The 18,354-nt window shown below is 64.3% G+C and carries 20 protein-coding genes; 13 read left to right on the top strand and 7 right to left on the bottom strand.

Translation table 11 applies throughout. The features are described 5' to 3' along the window. Positions 1-2 precede the first annotated feature (2 nt). From GGD61_RS29420 to GGD61_RS29395, 6 genes are all read left to right on the top strand, one after another. Positions 3-539 (top strand): copper chaperone PCu(A)C, encoded by a 537-nt coding sequence (locus GGD61_RS29420; RefSeq protein WP_092257248.1) that lies wholly within the window; start codon positions 3-5, stop codon positions 537-539. Positions 540-568: 29 nt separating this feature from the next. Next, positions 569-1,099, top strand: coding sequence for a YcnI family protein (locus GGD61_RS29415; protein WP_092257245.1), 531 nt, complete (start codon positions 569-571; stop codon positions 1,097-1,099). Next, positions 1,099-2,661: a CopD family protein gene (locus GGD61_RS29410; protein ID WP_092257242.1), complete on the top strand. Its 1,563-nt coding sequence runs from the start codon at positions 1,099-1,101 to the stop codon at positions 2,659-2,661. The genes GGD61_RS29415 and GGD61_RS29410 overlap by 1 nt, the downstream gene beginning before the upstream one ends. A gap of 144 nt (positions 2,662-2,805) precedes the next feature. Further along, positions 2,806-4,125, top strand: a complete 1,320-nt coding sequence (gene proS, locus GGD61_RS29405) for a proline--tRNA ligase (RefSeq protein ID WP_018320182.1) — start codon at positions 2,806-2,808, stop codon at positions 4,123-4,125. A 90-nt stretch (positions 4,126-4,215) separates the two neighbouring features. Beyond that, a complete protein-coding gene (locus tag GGD61_RS29400) occupies positions 4,216-5,496 on the top strand; it encodes a lipoprotein-releasing ABC transporter permease subunit (protein WP_018320183.1) in 1,281 nt (426 codons plus the stop codon). A gap of 7 nt (positions 5,497-5,503) precedes the next feature. Then, positions 5,504-6,208: an ABC transporter ATP-binding protein gene (locus GGD61_RS29395; RefSeq protein ID WP_092257239.1), complete on the top strand. Its 705-nt coding sequence runs from the start codon at positions 5,504-5,506 to the stop codon at positions 6,206-6,208. A gap of 85 nt (positions 6,209-6,293) precedes the next feature. Here GGD61_RS29395 and GGD61_RS29390 read toward each other — a convergent pair whose 3' ends face one another. Then, positions 6,294-7,373, bottom strand: a complete 1,080-nt coding sequence (locus tag GGD61_RS29390; protein ID WP_183231705.1) for a zinc-binding alcohol dehydrogenase family protein — start codon at positions 7,371-7,373, stop codon at positions 6,294-6,296. Positions 7,374-7,483: 110 nt separating this feature from the next. Between GGD61_RS29390 and GGD61_RS29385 the strand changes: the two genes are divergently transcribed. After that, positions 7,484-8,263, top strand: coding sequence for a helix-turn-helix transcriptional regulator (locus GGD61_RS29385; protein ID WP_092257230.1), 780 nt, complete (start codon positions 7,484-7,486; stop codon positions 8,261-8,263). Positions 8,264-8,311: 48 nt separating this feature from the next. Here GGD61_RS29385 and GGD61_RS40780 read toward each other — a convergent pair whose 3' ends face one another. The 3 genes from GGD61_RS40780 to GGD61_RS29375 form a co-directional block, all read right to left on the bottom strand. Next, positions 8,312-9,052, bottom strand: a complete 741-nt coding sequence (locus GGD61_RS40780; RefSeq protein WP_246786078.1) for a hypothetical protein — start codon at positions 9,050-9,052, stop codon at positions 8,312-8,314. Beyond that, on the bottom strand, positions 8,953-9,618 hold the full coding sequence (locus GGD61_RS40775; protein WP_246786077.1) for a hypothetical protein: 666 nt from the start codon (positions 9,616-9,618) through the stop codon (positions 8,953-8,955). Before GGD61_RS40775 ends, GGD61_RS40780 begins: the two co-directional genes overlap by 100 nt. 140 nt (positions 9,619-9,758) lie before the next feature. Next, positions 9,759-10,667 carry a LysR substrate-binding domain-containing protein gene (locus GGD61_RS29375; protein ID WP_092257223.1) on the bottom strand — a complete coding sequence of 303 codons (909 nt, stop codon included), beginning with the start codon at positions 10,665-10,667 and terminating at the stop codon, positions 9,759-9,761. 108 nt (positions 10,668-10,775) lie between these two features. Between GGD61_RS29375 and GGD61_RS29370 the strand changes: the two genes are divergently transcribed. From GGD61_RS29370 to map, 3 genes are all read left to right on the top strand, one after another. Next, positions 10,776-12,152 (top strand): FAD-binding oxidoreductase, encoded by a 1,377-nt coding sequence (locus tag GGD61_RS29370; protein WP_092257220.1) that lies wholly within the window; start codon positions 10,776-10,778, stop codon positions 12,150-12,152. A gap of 53 nt (positions 12,153-12,205) precedes the next feature. Beyond that, complete coding sequence (locus tag GGD61_RS29365) at positions 12,206-13,105, top strand: GNAT family N-acetyltransferase (protein WP_177237141.1); 900 nt, start codon at positions 12,206-12,208, stop codon at positions 13,103-13,105. A gap of 132 nt (positions 13,106-13,237) precedes the next feature. Beyond that, a complete protein-coding gene (gene map / locus GGD61_RS29360; RefSeq protein WP_092257216.1) occupies positions 13,238-13,987 on the top strand; it encodes a type I methionyl aminopeptidase in 750 nt (249 codons plus the stop codon). A 22-nt stretch (positions 13,988-14,009) separates the two neighbouring features. On the opposite strand, the gene GGD61_RS29355 is transcribed toward map, so the two are convergent. Continuing rightward, complete coding sequence (locus tag GGD61_RS29355) at positions 14,010-15,419, bottom strand: PLP-dependent aminotransferase family protein (RefSeq protein ID WP_092257213.1); 1,410 nt, start codon at positions 15,417-15,419, stop codon at positions 14,010-14,012. A 108-nt stretch (positions 15,420-15,527) separates the two neighbouring features. On the opposite strand from GGD61_RS29355, the gene GGD61_RS29350 reads away from it, so the two are divergent. Together GGD61_RS29350 and GGD61_RS29345 are read left to right on the top strand one after the other, a co-directional pair. Then, complete coding sequence (locus tag GGD61_RS29350) at positions 15,528-15,989, top strand: carboxymuconolactone decarboxylase family protein (protein ID WP_018320193.1); 462 nt, start codon at positions 15,528-15,530, stop codon at positions 15,987-15,989. Between the two features lie 44 nt (positions 15,990-16,033). Beyond that, positions 16,034-16,672, top strand: a complete 639-nt coding sequence (locus GGD61_RS29345) for an HD domain-containing protein (protein ID WP_183231704.1) — start codon at positions 16,034-16,036, stop codon at positions 16,670-16,672. A gap of 50 nt (positions 16,673-16,722) precedes the next feature. On the opposite strand, the gene GGD61_RS29340 is transcribed toward GGD61_RS29345, so the two are convergent. Beyond that, positions 16,723-16,989, bottom strand: coding sequence for a DUF3551 domain-containing protein (locus GGD61_RS29340; protein ID WP_183231703.1), 267 nt, complete (start codon positions 16,987-16,989; stop codon positions 16,723-16,725). A gap of 1 nt (position 16,990) precedes the next feature. Next, positions 16,991-17,311: a DUF3551 domain-containing protein gene (locus GGD61_RS29335; RefSeq protein ID WP_183231702.1), complete on the bottom strand. Its 321-nt coding sequence runs from the start codon at positions 17,309-17,311 to the stop codon at positions 16,991-16,993. A 253-nt stretch (positions 17,312-17,564) separates the two neighbouring features. Between GGD61_RS29335 and GGD61_RS29330 the strand changes: the two genes are divergently transcribed. Further along, positions 17,565-18,287 carry an outer membrane protein gene (locus GGD61_RS29330; protein ID WP_183231701.1) on the top strand — a complete coding sequence of 241 codons (723 nt, stop codon included), beginning with the start codon at positions 17,565-17,567 and terminating at the stop codon, positions 18,285-18,287. Positions 18,288-18,354: the final 67 nt, after the last annotated feature.

The raw sequence follows: 18,354 nt of genomic DNA, 5'->3' as shown, positions 1-18,354 counted from the left end.
ATATGAAGACAATCTCGAAAAACGTGCTGTTCGCTGCGTTCGCTCTCGCGATCTCCGCAGCACCGGCGGTCGCCGACGACGTCAAGGCCGGCGATCTCGTCGTCTCGCAGGCCTGGAGCCGGGCGACGCCGGGCGGCGCGAAGGTCGCCGGCGGCTATCTGACCATCGAGAACAAGGGCACGGCGGCCGACAGACTGGTCAGCGTGTCCGCCGATATCGCGGGCAAGGCCGAGATTCACGAGATGGCGATGGACAATGGCGTGATGAAGATGCGCCCGCTCGACAAGGGGCTCGCCATCGATGCCGGCAAGACGGTGAAGCTCGCGCCCGGCGGCAATCATTTGATGCTCCAGGAGCTGAAGGGCGCGTTCAAGCAGGGCGACAAGGTGCCGGTGACGCTGCAATTCGAGAAGGCCGGCAAGGTCGCGGTCTCACTCGACGTCCAGGGCGTCGGCGCGCAGGCGCCTGGCGATGCCGGGCATTCAGGTCATATGGACATGAAGAAAATGCCGGATCACTCGGGAATGAAGATGAAATGAGATTGATCTGGACTCTCGGGAGACCGAACATGTCGAAGCAATCCTGCCTGATCCTGGTTGCCGCGCTCGCCACCTCGCCGGCGGCGGCGCACGTGTCGATCGAGACCAAGCAAGCCACGGTCGGCGCGTCCTACAAGGCCGTCTTCACCGTGCCGCATGGCTGCGCGGGCTCGCCGACGGTGAAGATCCGGGTGCAGATTCCGGAAGGGGTGATCGCGGTGAAGCCGATGCCGAAGGCCGGCTGGACCATCGATGTCGTCGAGGGCAAATATGCCGGGGAATACGACTATCACGGCAACAAGCTCTCCTCCGGCGTCAAGGAGGTGGCGTGGTCCGGCGGCAAGCTGCCGGACAAGAACTATGACGAATTCGTCCTCAGCACGTTCCTGACCGACAGCCTGAAGCCGAACACGGTTCTGTACTTCCCCGTCGTTCAGGAATGCGAGGCCGGCGTCAGCCGCTGGATCGAAATTCCGGCGGCGGGGGCAGGGCATTCACATGAGGGCAAGTCCGAGGGCAAGTCGCCGGCGCCGGGCGTGAAACTGCTGCCAAAACCCTGATGCGCCTCTTCGCCGCGCTTGCGACGCTGCTCCTCGTTGCCGGCTTCGCAAGCGGTGCATCGGCGCATGCGGCGCTGGTCTCGGTCGAGCCGGCGAGCGGCAGCATGCTTGCGACCGGGCCCAAGGCGGTGGAGCTGCGCTTCAACGAGGCGGTAACGCCGGGCGCGATCCGGCTGATCGATGGTGCGGGCAGGGCGCGGGATGATGCGCGCGTCAGCGCATCGGGCGAGACGATTTCGGTCGCGATGCCGGCGGATCTGCCTGAGGGGACCGCGGTCGTCAGCTATCGCGTGATCTCGCAGGACGGCCATCCCGTCACCGGATCGGTGATCTTCTCGATTGGCATGCCGACCGCGACGAAGCCTGCCGCCGCTGAGGATAGCGGGTTGAACGCGCTGATCTGGCTGGCGCGCGTCGGCCTGTACGTTGGGCTGTTCGTCGGCGTCGGCGGCGTGTTCTTCGCGCGCTGGGTTGCGTGGTCGATGACCGGCATGGCTGTCCCGCGCATGGCGCTCGTCCTCGGTCTCCCGAGCGCGCTGGCGTCCGTCGGCGCCTTGGGCCTCGATCTCCTCGGGCTGCCGCTGACAGCCCTCGCGACCGCTGCTCCCTGGAAAGTCGCCCTCGCGACCAGCGCCGGCCCTGCGCTGCTGGTTGCCCTGCTTGCGATGCTACTCGCGTTGATGGCGCTGCGCAGTGCGTGGTACGCGCGTGCGCTTGCGATCATGGCGTTGGTCGGCGTCGGTCTGTCGCTCGCCATGACCGGGCACGCCGCAACGGCCCCGCCTGAGGCGTTGACCCGGCCTGCAATCTTTCTTCATGGCCTCGGTGTCACCATCTGGATCGGTGCTCTCGCGCCGCTCGTGGCGCTGGTGTCGAAGCCGACGATTGCGACGCTCGCGATTGTGAACCGCTTTTCCCGCATTGCTGCGCTCGCGGTCGGCGTGTTGGCCTTGACCGGCCTCGCACTCGCGATCGTGCAGCTCGAAAAGCCTGGAGCGCTGGTCGAGACTCGCTACGGGCTGATCCTCTCGGTCAAGCTAGTTCTGGTCACGGGATTGCTGGCGCTGGCCGCGCTCAATCGGTTCCGGTTGACTCCGGCTCTGGCCCGGAACGAGACAGGGACGCCCGCGCTCAAGCGCTCGATCGTGCTGGAAGGTACGATTGCTCTCGCCATCCTGGCGGTGGTCGCCGGCTGGCGCTTCACGCCGCCGCCGCGGACGATCGTGCCGGAGACGCCTTTGGCGATCCACATCCATAGCGACAAGGCGATGTTCCAGGTCCTGGTCTCGCCAGGCAAGGCGGGGGCCAATGATGTCGTGCTCCAGCTCATGACCGGCGAAGGGACGCCGCTGGCGGCCAAGGAGGCGACGTTGACCCTGAGCCTGCCCGAGCGCGGCATCGAGCCGATGGAGCGAAGGGCCTCGCTCGGGCCCGATGGCTATTGGCATGTGCGCAAGGTCGAGCTGCCCTTTGCCGGCCGCTGGCACGTGCGGATCGACGCGCTGGTGACCGACTTCGAGCAGATCACGCTCGAAGATGAACTCGACGTCACGCCGCCGTGAGACGCAGCTCGGCCTGAACCTGAAGTCCGAGGGAAAAATGACAGGAATTCCGTTGCGTTAGCGGCTTTTCCTCATTCCCGGTCTTGTGTTTTCGCTCTCAATCCGGTTTCACTGCAACCCATCACTGATTCCCAGAGTATTACCATGCGGTTGTCGCGGTTCTTTCTGCCCATCCTGAAGGAAAATCCGAAAGAGGCGGAGATCGTCTCGCATCGGCTGATGCTGCGCGCCGGCATGATCCGGCAGGAAGCCGCCGGTATCTATGCCTGGCTGCCGCTCGGCTTCCGCGTGCTGAAGAAGATCGAGCAGATCGTGCGCGAGGAGCAGGACCGCTCCGGCGCGCTGGAACTGTTGATGCCGACGCTGCAGCTTGCCGATCTCTGGCGCGAGAGCGGCCGCTATGACGCCTATGGTCCGGAGATGTTGCGCATCGCCGACCGCCACAAGCGCGAGCTCTTGTACGGGCCGACCAACGAGGAAATGATCACCGAGATCTTCCGCGCCTATGTGAAGTCCTACAAGAACCTGCCGCTGAATCTCTATCATATCCAATGGAAATTCCGCGACGAGCAGCGTCCGCGTTTCGGCGTGATGCGCGGCCGCGAGTTCCTGATGAAGGATGCTTATTCGTTCGACCTCAACGAAGCCGCGGCGCGCGTCGCCTACAACAAGATGTTCGTGGCGTATTTGCGCACCTTTGCGCGGATGGGGCTGAAGGCGATCCCGATGCGCGCCGAGACCGGCCCGATCGGCGGCGATCTCAGCCACGAGTTCATCGTGCTGGCCGAAACCGGCGAATCCGGTGTGTTCATCAATCGCGACGTGCTGGACCTGCCGGTGCCGGGCGAGGACGTCGACTACGACAGCGACCTGACGCCGATCATCAAGCAATGGACCTCGGTCTACGCCGCCACGGAGGACGTCCACGACGCCGCGCGCTTCGAGCAGGAAGTGCCGGCGGACAAGCGGGTGAACACCCGCGGCATCGAGGTCGGCCAGATCTTCTATTTCGGGACCAAATATTCCGACGCGATGAAGGCCCTGGTGGCGGGTCCCGACGGCGTCGATGTGCCGATCCATGGCGGTTCCTACGGCGTCGGCGTCTCGCGCCTGCTCGGCGCGATCATCGAGGCCTGCCATGACGATGCCGGCATCAAATGGCCGGAGGCTGTCGCGCCGTTCCGCGTGTCGATTCTCAATCTCAAGCAGGGCGATGCCGCGGTCGATGCCGCCTGCGAGAAGCTCTATGCCGAGCTCACCGCCAAGGGCGTCGACGTGCTCTATGACGACACCGACCAGCGCGCCGGCGCCAAATTCGCCGCCGCCGACCTGATCGGTATCCCCTGGCAGATCATGATCGGCCCGAAGGGGCTCGCTGACGGCAAGGTCGAGATCAAGCGGCGAGCCGACGGCTCCCGCGAGACCATGTCGCCTGCAGACGCGGTCGCAAGACTTGTGGGCTGATAAGCCTGGTCGGCTGAATATTGTTCATCGCCCGATATCGCGGCCGCCAATCCGGCCACAATTGACCCCGAATCATGGGATTATCGAGCGATGGATGAGACCATGACCGAAACCGTGCAAACCGCGCCTTTTGCGCCATTCGAGTGGATGCTGTCGGCGCGCTATTTGCGGGCGCGCCGCAAGGAGGGATTCATCTCGGTCATCGCCGGGTTCTCCTTTCTCGGCATCATGCTGGGCGTGGCGACGCTGATCATCGTCATGGCGGTGATGAACGGCTTCCGCAAAGAGCTGCTCGACAAGATCCTGGGGCTGAACGGGCACATCCTGGTCCAGCCGCTGGAATCGCCGCTGACCGACTGGAAGGACGTCGCCGACCGCCTCAGCCAGGTCAAAGGCATCCGGCTCGCCGCACCCGTGGTGGACGGCCAGGCGCTGGCGTCCTCGCCCTGGAACGCCTCGGGCGTGCTGGTGCGCGGCATCCGCTCCGACGACCTCAACAACCTCACCTCGATCGCCAAGAACATCAAGCAGGGCTCGCTCGAGGGCTTTGACGACGGGCAGGGCGTCGCGATCGGCCGGCGCCTCGCCGACCAGCTGTCGCTGCATGCCGGCGACAGCATCACGCTGGTGGCGCCGAAGGGTGCGGTGACGCCCATGGGCACGACGCCGCGCATAAAACCGTACAAGATCGTCGCCGTGTTCGAGATCGGCATGTCCGAATACGATCTCGGCTTCGTGTTCATGCCGCTTGCGGAAGCGCAGGCCTATTTCAACCGCAGCAACGACGTCACCTCGATCGAGGTGTTCACCACCAATCCCGATCAGATCGTCGCCTTCCGTCAGGCCGTGACCGAGGCTGCGGGCAGGCCGGTGTTCCTGGTGGATTGGCGGCAGCGCAATTCGACTTTCTTCAACGCGCTCCAGGTCGAGCGCAACGTGATGTTCCTGATCCTGACCATGATCGTGCTGGTCGCAGCGCTCAACATCGTCTCCGGCCTGATCATGCTGGTGAAGGACAAGGGCAGCGACATCGCGATCCTGCGCACGATGGGCGCCTCGCAGGGCTCGATCATGCGCATCTTCCTGATCACGGGCGCCTCGATCGGCGTGGTCGGCACGCTGGTCGGCTTTGTCGTCGGCCTCGTGATCTGCCTCAACATCGAATCCATCCGGCAATTCCTGTCATGGCTGACCAGCACCGAGCTGTTCTCGCCAGAGCTCTATTTCCTGTCGAAACTGCCCGCCGAGATCGACGTCGGCGAGACCACGGCCGTCGTCATCATGGCGCTGACGCTGTCGTTCCTGGCGACGCTGTATCCGTCGTGGCGCGCCGCGCGCCTCGATCCCGTCGAAGCGCTGCGGTACGAGTGAGGGGTTGATGGAGCAGCAGCAGGGGGCGGAAGACGTTCCGGTCATTTATCTCCACGAGATAAAGCGGCAGTACTTGCAGGGCGAGGTGCCGCTGACGATCCTCGATGGCGCCAAGCTCGCGCTGTGGGCCGGCCAGTCGGTGGCGCTGGTCGCTCCGTCAGGCTCGGGCAAATCGACGCTGCTGCACATCGCGGGGCTATTGGAAGCGCCCGATTCCGGCGAGGTCTATGTCTCGGGCGCGCCGACTTCGCAGCTGCCCGACATCGAGCGCACCCAGCTCCGCCGCACCGATATCGGCTTCGTCTACCAGTCGCACCGGCTGCTGCCGGAATTCTCGGCGCTGGAGAATGTCATGATGCCGCAGATGATCCGCGGTCTGAAGAAGTCCGAGAGCGTCAAGCGCGCCAAGGAGATTTTGGGCTATCTCGGCCTCGGCGACCGCATCACCCATCGCCCGGCCGAGCTGTCCGGCGGCGAGCAGCAGCGCGTCGCGATCGCGCGCGCGGTTGCCAATGCACCGCGGGTGCTGTTTGCGGACGAGCCGACCGGCAACCTCGATCCGCACACGGCCGATCACGTGTTCCAGGCGCTGATGCAGCTGGTCAAGGCGACCAAGGTGTCGATGCTAATCGCGACCCACAACATGGAGCTCGCCGGGCGCATGGACCGGCGCGTCTCGCTGTCGAACGGCCAGGTGATCGAGCTCGAGTAAAAAACGCGAAAACAACCCCATGCACAGTAGCCAAGTGCTTGGCGGGGCTTGCGAAAAAAATCGCCATTGCGCCGCACCCTGAGACTCAAGGCCGGATCACCGTCAGCTTGAATGGCCCGCCATTGGCCGCGGCGTGCGCCACCGCCTCGTTGGCGTGGTCGAGGTCGAAGGCCATCGTCTCATATTCCTCCAGCCTGAGCAGCCCCGCGCGCACCAGCGCGATCAGACGGCTCGCGGCATCGGGCGGGTACATCCAGACGCCGTGGATACTGATGCAGTTGCGCATGATCCAGGGATAGGGCAGTTCAAGGCCCGCGCCGCCGGCCATGCCGACGCCGCCCATCAGCACGACGCGTCCATAGGGGCGCACCGTCATGATCGCCGCGCGCACGACCTCCGTGCTCACCGAGGGCGGCATGATGTCGAACACGCAATCGATCGGGCCGGGCGCTGCGCGCTTCATCGCCTCGCGGTCGTGATCTTCATTGCCCGTAAGCTTGACCGGCCTCACGCGGTTGCCGAAGCGGCGGACGAGGTCGGCCAGGATTCTCTCGTTGCGGCCGGGCGCGACCACGCCGGCTGCGCCCATCGCGAGCGCGACCGAAACGGCGGCGCTGCCGAAATTGCCGGTGGCCCCGCTCACCAGCACGGTCTCGCCTGGTCTAAGGTTGGCAGCGAGAAAGCCTCCGTAAGGCACCAGCAGCGTGCCGAGCGCGCACCATTGCGTCGCCTCCTCCGGCGCGATCGCGCCGAGCCGCTTCACATTCTCGGTCGGCAAGCGCATCTGCTCGGCAAAGGAGCCGTGGCGAAAATGCTGTTGCAGGCGCATGCCGCCGGGGCCGGTGGCGGTGAGCCCTTGCAGGGCGATATCGGGCGCAACGGTGTCGTCGCGCGAGCGCACCGTCGGATCGCAAAACACCCAGTCGCCGACGCTGAGCTTGGTGGCATCCGGGCCGATCGCGCGCACCCGGCCGATGCCGCCGGGACCGGGGATAACAGGCAGATCGAGCGCGTAATTGCGCGTCCCGTCAAAAACCTCGTTCATGTACGACAGCACGCGCGTGGCGACGATGTCGACGACAACCTCACCGGTTCCGATGGTCGGCTTCGGAACGTCCTCGATCACCAGCGGCGATCCAAGGGATTTGAGTACGGCAGCTTTCATGGATGTTCACCTCAAAGTCGCGGTGAATCCCATATGCGCCGCCTTGGACGGGCCAAGAAGGCCTGGTATTATCCTAGTATTCCAAGGACCCTCCATGCGGGAGCGACATCATGGCCGATCCGCGCCGCGTTGAATTCGGCGACTTCCTGAGGTCTCGCCGCGAAAAGCTGTCGCCGAAGACCGTTGGCCTTCCGGTCGGCCGGCGCCGGCGCACCGCGGGGCTGCGCCGCGAGGAGGTCGCGCAGCTCGCCGGCATCGGCGTCGACTGGTACATCCGCCTCGAACAGGGCCGCACCGTCAGCCCGTCGGTGACCACCGTCGATGCGCTGGCCCGCGCACTCCGCCTCAGCAAGACCGAGCACGCGCATTTGAAGGCGCTGGCGCGCGACGGCGCCAGGGGGGCGTTCACGCGCGAGATCGTGCCGTCGCCCATTCGGCGGATGATCGAGAGCCTGCCCCAGCCGGCCTATATCACCGGGCGCCGCTGGGATGTGCTGGCCTGGAACGCGGCGGCCGAAGAGGTCTTTGCCTTCGGTCAGTTGCCCGAGCAGGATCGCAACACGCTGCTGCTGGTGATGACCAACAAGCAGACGCGAAAATTCTACGGCGCGAGCTGGACCGACGTCGCCAGGAGCATGGTCGCGATGTTCCGCGCCAATCACGACGTCTGGGCCGGCGATCCCGCATTCGCTGAACTGCTGACAAGGCTGCGCCAGGGCAGTCCGGAATTCGTCAAATGGTGGGAAGCCCACGACATCCGCAGCACCGCCGCGGGCCTCAAGACCATGAACCATCCGACCAGGGGTGTACTCCGGTTCGAGCACACCAGCTTCCAGGCCAACGACGATCCCGCGCTGAAGCTGGTGATCTACACGCCGGTCGAGAACTGAGGGAGGGGCAGGCTCCAGCTCTTGAAGACTGCTTTGCAAGCCTGCGCGCTACGGCGACTGCGTGGCCGCGGGCGTTGCGCTGGCGTTCGGCAGGGTACCGCCTGCTGTCCATGGATTGTCCGTCCAGGGTGTCGGCTGCAGAGAATTCGCCGGCCAGGGTTTTGCCGGGCCTGTCGCCACCGAGGTGCAGGACGTCCCGAGCTGCGTCCACACCGAGGCCAAACCGGTCGTGTCGATGTTGAAGCTCGTGACGTCAGCCCGTCCCTCTGGTTCCGGCGTGGTTTCCCGGACCTGCAGGGAGTGCGAGGCCAGTACCGCCTTGACCATGTCGGGGTCGACGGCGCCGTTCCAGACCTCGTACTTCCCGAACCGCACCGGAGGCCCTCCGGCTTGCTTGCTCATGTCGGCGCTGGCCGCGATGAGAATCGTTTTCTTGCCGGCGGCCGATGCGTCGATCTCACCCGCGAACATCAGCGGCACGCGCTTCTTGTTTTCGCAGTACAGGCGCCATTCCATGGTCCGGAACGAGGCGTCGCTCTCCTTCTTCACCGCGGCGATCTTGCTGATGAAGGGCCGCGCTCCCTTTTCCAGCCGCCACGTCGTCTCGGCCAACGGTCGCGTGTCGATCCCGAACCGGTAGAGCTCGGGCCGCGTCAGCACGTGCAGCCTTTCAAACTTCACGGTGCTGATCAGCGCATCGAGCTCGCGGCTGATTCCCATCGCCGCAATGAACGCGGCGCGGTCGCGGTCGGCGCCGGCGATCCGGCGCCGCCGCGCTTCGGCGACCACTTCCGGGGCGGATCGCCTCGAAACCGGAGGATCAGCCTGGAGTTATGGACCGCCAGCGCGGCATCGGGCGCAACCTCGCGAGAGGTCGCTCCGAGAAACAGGTAGCCGCAGGCCGAGTTGCACATCGCGTGATAGGTGCTGAGTTCGGCCTCGACCTCGCCGGTCGCGTTCTTGATCTTCAGGCATGCGGCGTCGATCTGCGTGCCCGCGGCGCACGCCGTTGCGATCGTCCGGCCAACCCGGGCGATCGCCTTGCGGCTGCGCAGCAGCCGGGCGATGACATAGGACTGCTCAACGTTTCCACCGGGCGAATGGAGGTAGATCGGGCGCTGCAGGTCCTTGACGCCGGCGAGGAAGCGGCGAATGCGGGACGCTGCGTCCTGATCGATCTGGCCTTCGATCGCGATCCAGCAGTCGCAGCCCGGCCCGCACGCGTCGGGCGCGCCCTTGGCGAGATAGATCGTCAGCCTGGAGGCAAAGCCGGGTTTCTCGGCCGGGGTTCCTTCGGCACGCAATGCGCCGGGAAGCGACAGCAAGGCCAGCAGAAGCAATATTCGGGCGAGCATGGAGCGATCGACTACGTATGGTGAGGGACCGTGACTGACGCTATACGACGATCGGCGTGGTCACAACTTGCGGTGGCATGGCGGTCCACGTTTTTTCGTTGGACACGGAGTGGACATCTCGAACGGCACAGGGACGCGGATCAAGGATTTGACCGTAACCATTCCGAAAAGGCGCGGATGGTTCTCTCGCGCGGATGGCCTGCCTTGCTGACCACATGGAAGCCGTAGCCAGGCAAGCTCAACTTGAACGCCTTCACGAGCGTACCGGCGGCAAGGTCGTGTGCCGTCAGCACATCACTGAACACTCCGATTCCTTGTCCTGCGATCACCGCCTCGATGGCGTGCAATTCCTCGCGGAAACTCAGATGCTGCATGTCCTTGAACGGGGGCACATCACGCCATCTGCGCTGAGCCGCGGAGAGCCATCGCTGCCAGGTGGGCGGCTCACGATCGGCCGGCGACCAATAAGAGTGGATCAGGACGTGATTTGCGAGGTCGACCGGTCGCATCACGCGCCCCGTTGCAAGCAGGCGCGGACTGCAGACGGCCCAGAATGTATCGGTGAAGAGATCTTCGACGATGCCGTCTGTCGGCCGTACTCGGCTGGTCGCGTAGCGAATGGCGACGTCGCCGTCTCCGGCCTGCAGATCGAGCACCGTGTCGGTGCCGATGACCTCCAGCGGCACGTCGGGATGCAACTTGCGCCACAGGGGCAGGCGGGGCACGAGCCAGCGGCTGGCGAATGCGTTGGTTGTCGTCACTCGGAGAGGCTGTTGGGCGCCTTCCTGCTTGACGCTCGCAATGGCCGCGGCAAACACTTCGAGCCCGCCGCGTATGGCGGGGAAAAGCCGCGCTCCGGCATCGGTCAACGAGAGCGGCCTTGGTCTGCGGCGGAACAGAGCGCGACCGCAATAAAGCTCGAGCAACCCGATCTGGTGGCTGATCGCCGTTGGCGTCACGCCGAGTTCTGCCGCTGCCTTCTTGAAGCTCAGATGGCGGGCGGCGGCTTCAAAAGCCCGAAGCTCGATCAGGGGCGGGAGCTTGTGCATGCCGTCCAGTCTAGGTGAAACTAATTCATCGTCACCTGAATTCTTCGGATTTGCGCGGAGATAGTGCGCGGTCAAGGATATGGCGGGTCAAGCTGAGGAGATCAGGTCATGTCGTCCATCGCATCTGTCGCAAGCGCTGCCGCCGATCTTGGCACCTCCTTTGGAGGGCAACTCCTCAAACCGGCGGACGAGGGCTATGAGGAGGCGCGAAAGGTCCATAACGGGCTGGTCGACAAGCGGCCGGCATTGATCGCCAGGTGCCGCAGCGTGGCCGACGTCGTTGACGCCGTCGCTCTTGCGACCAAGCTCGGCCTCGAGGTCGCCGTTCGCGGCGGCGGCCACAATGTAGCAGGACGCGCGACCATCGACGGGGGGATCATGATTGACCTCTCGCCCATGAAGGGTGTCCGGGTCGACCCTGTTGGCAAGACCGTTTGGGCGCAGGGCGGGGCCACCTGGGGCGAGGTCAATCGCGAAACGCAACTTCACGGACTTGCGGTCACCGGCGGCGTGGTCTCGACCACCGGGATTGCCGGCCTGACCCTCGGCGGAGGACTGGGCTGGCTGATGGGCAAGTACGGTCTGGCACTGGATAATCTGCGAGCCGTCGAACTCGTCACCGCCGATGGCAAGGTTTTGCGCGCCAGCAGGCAAGAGGAGCCCGATCTGTTCTGGGCCCTCCGCGGCGGCGGCGGAAACTTCGGGATCGCCACCAGTCTCGAATACGATCTTCATACGGTCGGACCGATCATGACCGGCGGTCCGATTGTCCATCCCATCGAACGCTCCCGTGAGGTGCTCGAATTCTTCCGGACCAGCACGCGGTCGCTCGCGGACGAGCACATGCTGTTTGCATCCCTGACGCATGCGCCGGACGGCTCCGGCACGGAGGTCGCGGTCCTGGTCACCAGTCACTGCGGACCGCTGGCGGATGCCGAACGAGCGGTGCGGCCGCTGAAACAGTTCGGGACTCCGATCCTGGATGCAGTCGGGCCGATTCCCTATTGCGACCTCAACCGCATGCTCGACGCCAACTATCCGAAAGGCGCCTTCAACTATTGGAAATCGAACTTCCTCGCGGAGCTCAGTGATGGCGCGATTGCGACCATGATCGAATGCTTCGCGCGCTGCCCGACTCCCATGGGGCAGTTCCTGGTCGAACACGTCCACGGCGCGGCGGCCCGCGTCGATGCCGGGGATACGGCATTCCCGCATCGGCAGGAGGGCTATAATTTCCTGATTCTCGCGCAGTGGATGCAGGCCAGCGATACCAGCCGCTGCATATCCTGGGCGCGCGACACCTACGAAAGGATGCGACCTTTCTTCGCCTCCGGCCGCTATGTCAATTATCTCGACGATGACGAGACGGGCGATCCTGTCGCGGCGGCCTATGGACCGAACTACCGGCGCCTGCAGCGGATCAAGGCGAAATACGATCCGACGAACTTCTTCCGGATGAACCAGAACATCCGGCCCCTGGCCTGATGGCCGGTTGAGGATTTCGTCGCTCTCATGGCCGTCTTCGGGAGAATTCGAGAATGGCTGTCGTGTGCCGACCCGCTTGTAGCGACGATTTGGCGAGAGCCGACGAGCTCGTGGTCGCCAGCATCAACGAACTCACGGAACGGCGGGGGTTCGGCAAGATGGCTTCCTCTCGCCCGCAGCATTTTCAAGCCTTTTCGCTCGCCGATGATCCCGAAGGTCTATGGGTTGCCGAGGACGACGGAGACATTGTCGGCTTCGCGTGGAGTTGGGTGTGTGGCGAGCTTTGGTTCTTGGCGCAGCTGTTCGTGGCGCCTGATCGGCAGAGCGACGGCATTGGCAATCAATTGCTCGGCAAGTCATTCGCTCACGCGGTAACGCGCGGAGCATCCGTCAAAGCGTTGATCACCTTCACCTTCAACAACGTGTCGCAGGGCCTCTACATCCGTCACGGACTATTCCCGCGCTGTCTGATCTACATGGTCAGCGTGCCTCGTGAACGCCTGGCGTCACGGTTGGCCGAGCCGCCGCTGCGTCTTGAACCTCTTGCCGCCGCGACGGCCCGGTTCGAGCACCTGGTGCCGATCGATGTCAGCGCTCTCGGCGTCTCCAGAGCGAAGCATCATCGATATCTCATCGGCGACAGCACGACGAACGGGTTCACCATTCACGCCGGCCGCGAGTGCGTCGGGTATGTCTATATTTCGGATGGTCACATTGGTCCGCTCGCGGTCCGCCGGCCGGATCTGGTTGGCCCCGCCTTGGCAGCTGCGCTTTCGTTGGCGGCGCGGAGCGATGTTGCAACCATCTCGGCCTTCCTGCCGGGTTCGAGCGAGCCGGCGCTCAAGGTGGCGACCGACCACGGCATGCATCTGACGTTCCCGATGCTGCTGATGTCCAATCGACAGTTCGGAGATTGGGTTAGTTACCTTCCGCGCAATCCGGGCTTCATGTAGATCTGGCAGGACTTGCGATCCCGCGTTGGCGGAACGCTGACGCGGCTGCGCGAACGATTCTGGCGTACATGCTGCGTTTGCAAGCCGGCCTCGCAGGGGCTATGTCCGGGCCTCCCGGACAAGAGCCCTGACATGACAATCTCCGATGACAACGACCTGACGCGCCTGAAAGAGATCGGTCGCATCGTCGCCAATGTGCTGGAGGCGATGGGGAAGGCGATTGAGCCGGGCATGAGCACCTCCGAGCTCGATCAGATCGGGCGAAAGTTGCTGGAGGCCGCTGGCGCGCGTTCGGCGCCGGAGCTGGCCTATGATTTTCCCGGGGCGACCTGCATCAGCGTGAACGAGGAGATCGCTCACGGCATTCCGGGCGAACGGCGGATCGCGCGCGGCGACCTCGTGAACATCGACGTGTCAGCCGAGAAGAACGGCTTCTTTGCCGATACGGGAGCCTCGTTCGCCGTTCCCCCCGTAAACCGCGCGATCGAACGTCTTTGCCGGGACGGCCGGCGGGCGATGTGGACCGGCCTGCAGCAGGTTGGCGCCGGCAGGCCGATTGCCGGCATCGGCCAGGCGATCGGGACATTTGCGCGAAAGAACGGCTACAGCCTGGTCAGGAATCTGGCCAGTCACGGCGTCGGCCTGTCGCTCCATGAGGAGCCGACGGAGATCGCAACCTGGCCCGACCGCTCCGAACGCCGCATCATGAAGGATGGCCTCGTGTTCACCGTCGAGCCGTTCCTCTCCATGGGTGCCGAATGGGCGGAGAATGGCGACGACCCATGGACGCTCTACAGCAGCCCCGAGGCGCCGACCGTTCAATACGAGCACACGGTTGTCGCCACCCGCAACGGACCTTTGATCGTGACGAGGGCGGGTTGAGGCCGCCGAGGTCGGAGTCGGATCATGTCAGACGGTCGATGATCTGAAGGAGCCGGTCGCAGGACGCGTCGATCCTTTTGAGTGGAGACGTCGCGACGCCCAGCAACAGTCCCGGACGCGCCGAAGCCTTCGAGGCATACCAGAGCGAGAGCGGCGTGGGCGCCAGTCCGAACGATGCAGCTTGCCTGGCGATGGCGAGATCAGGCGCTCCGTCCGGCAAGCGCAGGACCGCGGCCAGTCCTGCAATCGCAACGTTCGTGGTGCGCGTTCGAAGCTGCTTCAGCAATGCATCGCCTTGCGCGGTGTAGGCGCGCTTGGTGCGCCGCAGATGCCGCAGATAATGGCCCTCGCGGATGAAGTCTGCCGTGGCGAGCTGCACCGCTGGTCCGGGTGCCGGCGCGAGGCACGCCGCAGTCTCGGCAAATCGCGACGCCAGAGCGGCCGGTGCAACGACAAAGCCAAGCCGTAGGGCAGGCGTTACGGTCTTGCTGAAGGAGCCAATGTGAATGACGCGGCCGGCGCGATCGAGCGAGGCGAGCGCCGGCGTGGCCCGGCCCTTGAGCTGAAGTTCGCTGAGATAGTCATCCTCGATCACCCACGCGTTGTTTTGGGTTGCCCAGTCGAGCAGGCGCGATCGACGTGCCAGTGACAGCGTGGATCCGAGCGGCGCCTGCTGCCCCGGTGTCACGACAACCAGCGTGGCGTCGGGCGCTTGTTGCAGGCCGTCATCGACATCGATCCCATCTGCGTCAACCTTGATTGGCACGATCGACAATCCCGCAAGTTCGAGGCCGTGCCGGGTGAAGGGAAAGCCGGGATCCTCCATCCAGACTTTCTTCCTTTGCCCGAGGTCGAGGACACGGAGCGCCAGGCCGAGGCCGCCGCTGAAGCCGCTGGTGATGATGATCTGGGACGGTGCGCATTCGATCCCGCGCGCCAGCGCAAGATAGGCCGCGATCTCGCGGCGCAAGTCCAGCTCGCCGCGCGGATCGGGGTAGATCGCAGGTGCGCTCATCTCGACGCGAATTGCCCGTGCGCGCATTCGCGCGAGCAGCGTCGCAGGAAAGGTCTCCTGCGAAGGCACGCCCATCTGGAAGATCGCCGGCCCCGCCGTGAGCTCCTGGTACATCTCCATGAACGAGCCGGGGTCCGGCGCCTTGTCCCGCCGCACGGGAATGGACGGTCGGTCGGCGACGTGCGTGCCTGTCGCGCGGGCCGCGATGATCAGTTGGGCCGATGAGAGCTTGTCATAGGCTGAGCGCACGGTGCCGCGCGCGACGCCAAGCTGGGCCGCCAAATCCTGCCATGAGGGCAGGCGCGCGCCCGGGGCGAGCACGCCGCGCTCGATGGCGGCCCTGATCCCCCTGTGGATTTGCTCCGCCAGCGGCGTCTTCGCCGATCGGTCGAGCTTCAACCGCAGCGATCTGGTCATGACCCTTGGTACACGATTTTCTCGCGTTCTTGGTTCTTTTTTATAGACCACGACAGGGGCATCTGAGGGAGGAAAGAGGGGCTTCCTCGATGATCAAGGAGAAAGCGGATGAGTGAACGTCTCAACTACAACCACATTGCGCCGGCAGGCGCGAAGGCACTGGGCGGCGTCTATGGCTACGTGATGCAGAGCGGGCTTCCCGCGACGCTGGTGACCCTCACTTACCTGCGCATCTCGCAGATCAACAACTGCGCCTACTGCCTCGACATGCACACGCGGGATCTGCTGAAGAGCGGTGTGAAGGTCGAAAAGCTCGCGCTGCTGCAGGCTTGGGCCGAGGGCGGCGATCTCTTCGACGACCGCGAGCGCGCGGCTCTCGCCTGGGCCGAGACTGTCACCCGCGTCGCCGAGACCAACGTGCCCGATGAGGCCTATCAAGCCGCCCGCAAGGTCTTCAGCGAGCGCGAGCTTGTCGATCTTACGATCGCAATCAGCCTGATGAATGCGTACAATCGCATGTCGATCAGCTTCCGAAATACTCCGCAGGCCGCGCTCGAGAAGGCGGCCTGACGGATCGCGCGGCATCAGCCGAAACGCAAAGCAGGAGCTTGAAGATGATGAGTGTGATTTCCGGCGTCAAAATCCCCGACAGCAAGCTGGCGCGCGAGGCGGCTGAACTGGTGCGCAGCTACGAAGACGACGTGCTTTTCAACCATTCCGTCCGGGTCTACGTCTTCGGCGCCATGAAGGGGCTGCGTCAGCAGCTTAGATTCGATCCCGAACTTCTCTATGTCGCGGCGTTGTTTCACGATCTCGGCCTCGTCGACCATTACCACACGCAGACAAAGCGATTTGAGGTTGACGGAGCCGACGCTGCGCGTGAGTTCTTGCGGGCGCGCGGCATCGCCGAGCCGCAAGCCGATCTGGTGTGGGAGGCAATCGCGCTGCACACCACGCCCGGCATTCCGCAATTCATGCGGCCGGAAATCGCGCTCACCAACGCGGGTGTCCTGGTGGACGTCGTCGGCATTGGGTATGACGACTACACGCCGGAGCAGCGCGACCAGGTGATCTCGGCGTTTCCGCGCGGTGACTTCAAGAACGAGTTCCTGAAGGTGCAGACCTGCTCGGCGCTGAAGAAGCCGCAGACGACGTTCGGGACGGTCAATTTCGACTACATCGAGGATCACGATCCCAGCTTCCGTAAGCCGAATGCGTGCACGCGCATCCGCAGCACGCCCTGGCAGAGCTGAGCCGATCGCCGCACGCCTACGCCGCCCTATCTCCGCCGGAAACTGAACGGTTAGGATCCGGGGCGAGGCGGCGGGCTCGAGCGGCGAGAGCGCGTTGGTTTCTTAGGCGGAAAATACGGGTTCATCACGCATGTCGCCGAACGCCCGACGGCGAGATATCGGCACTGCTCGAGCGAGCCGTAGCGGCAGTCGAAATAGCCGACCTGGCCGTAGATCTGCATGCACACGGGATAGCTCGGATCATAGGTCTGCGCGCATGCAGATCCGCCCGCGAGAAGCAGGCCGATCACGGCCAGTGCGAGGCGGGCGCAGCGCATCTCAGCGCGGCAGGAAGTAGCCCGGTGAATAGCCCTGCGTCTGCGCGCGCGGACGATTCTGATAGGCGTAGGGGTCGTCGCTCTGTCCGACGAAATACGGATTGGCGATGCAGGTCAGCGCGCGTCCCGATGCGCTCGCCTGACACTGCGCGTAGGTGTCGAACCTGCAATTGCTCAGGCCCGGCCATTCATCGCCGGTGAGGCAGAATGGATGATGCGTGCCGAACGCGTGCGCGGGTGTTGATGCGCTCGACACGAATGCGAATGTGGCGAGTGCGAGCGAAAGTGTGGCGACAATGGGGAGGACAATTCGTCTGCGCATCTTCAATTCTCCATCACGCGAATGTGCGCGCGACGTTGTTACGCGCGCATGCAATTTATCGCGTGTCGCCGACAATGGAACTACAGAAAACACTTATTTCAAAGGGTTTCCAGAACGTGCTGATAAATCTTCATTAATGAAGCGCGGGCCTTTGGAGCGAACTGTTGCGTCGAGGTTACAGCAATTCCGTCGATCACTGTTATGACCACGCTGCGGCCAGGGGGCCTAACGACGAAACTGGAACGGGACTCAAATGAAGAAGAATTTGTTGCTTGCCGCTGTGAGCCTTGTCGCGCTGGGCGCGACTGCGCCGGCGCTGGCTGCTGACCTCGCAGCTCGGCCGTACACCAAGGCACCGCCGGCGGCGATCGCCGCGGTCTATGACTGGAGCGGCTTCTATATCGGCGTCAACGGCGGCGGCGGTTCGGCGGACACGTCGTGGAACCTGGTTAACTTCGGTGCGGAAGGCTCGCACAACTCGACCGGCGGCACGGTCGGTGGTCAGGTCGGTTACCGCTGGCAGTCCGGCCAGTTCGTGTTCGGCCTCGAAGGCCAGGGCAACTGGGCCGACTTCTCGGGTGACAACATCAGCGGCATCACCGGATTCCGGAATCGTACGCGCGTCGACTCGTTCGGTCTGATCACCGGCCAGGTTGGCTACGCCTGGAACAACGTCCTGCTCTACGCAAAGGGCGGTGCGGCTGTCGTCAGCAACAAGTACGACGTCTACAGCACTGTTACGGGTGCAAACCTCGACCGGGCTGACGAGACCCGCTGGGGTGCCACGGTTGGCGCGGGCCTGGAGTATGGCTTTGCTCCGAACTGGACGGTCGGCGTCGAGTACAACCACATCTTCCTCGGCGACCACGACATCACCTTTGCCAGCGGCGCTGTCGAGCGCGTCAAGCAGGACGTCGACATGGGTCTCGTCCGCCTGAACTACAAGTTCGGCGGCCCGATCCTCGGCCGTTACTGAGACTGATCGCTCGTCAACGAGCGGTCCTCGAAAAGCCCCGGCTTAGGCCGGGGCTTTTTTATTGCGT

Origin of the sequence: Bradyrhizobium sp. SBR1B (assembly GCF_014198205.1) — a bacterium.
Taxonomy (GTDB): Bacteria; Pseudomonadota; Alphaproteobacteria; order Rhizobiales; family Xanthobacteraceae; genus Bradyrhizobium.
The sequence above is the reverse complement of the archived record's forward strand: the minus strand, read 5'-3'. Positions and strand labels throughout refer to the sequence as shown.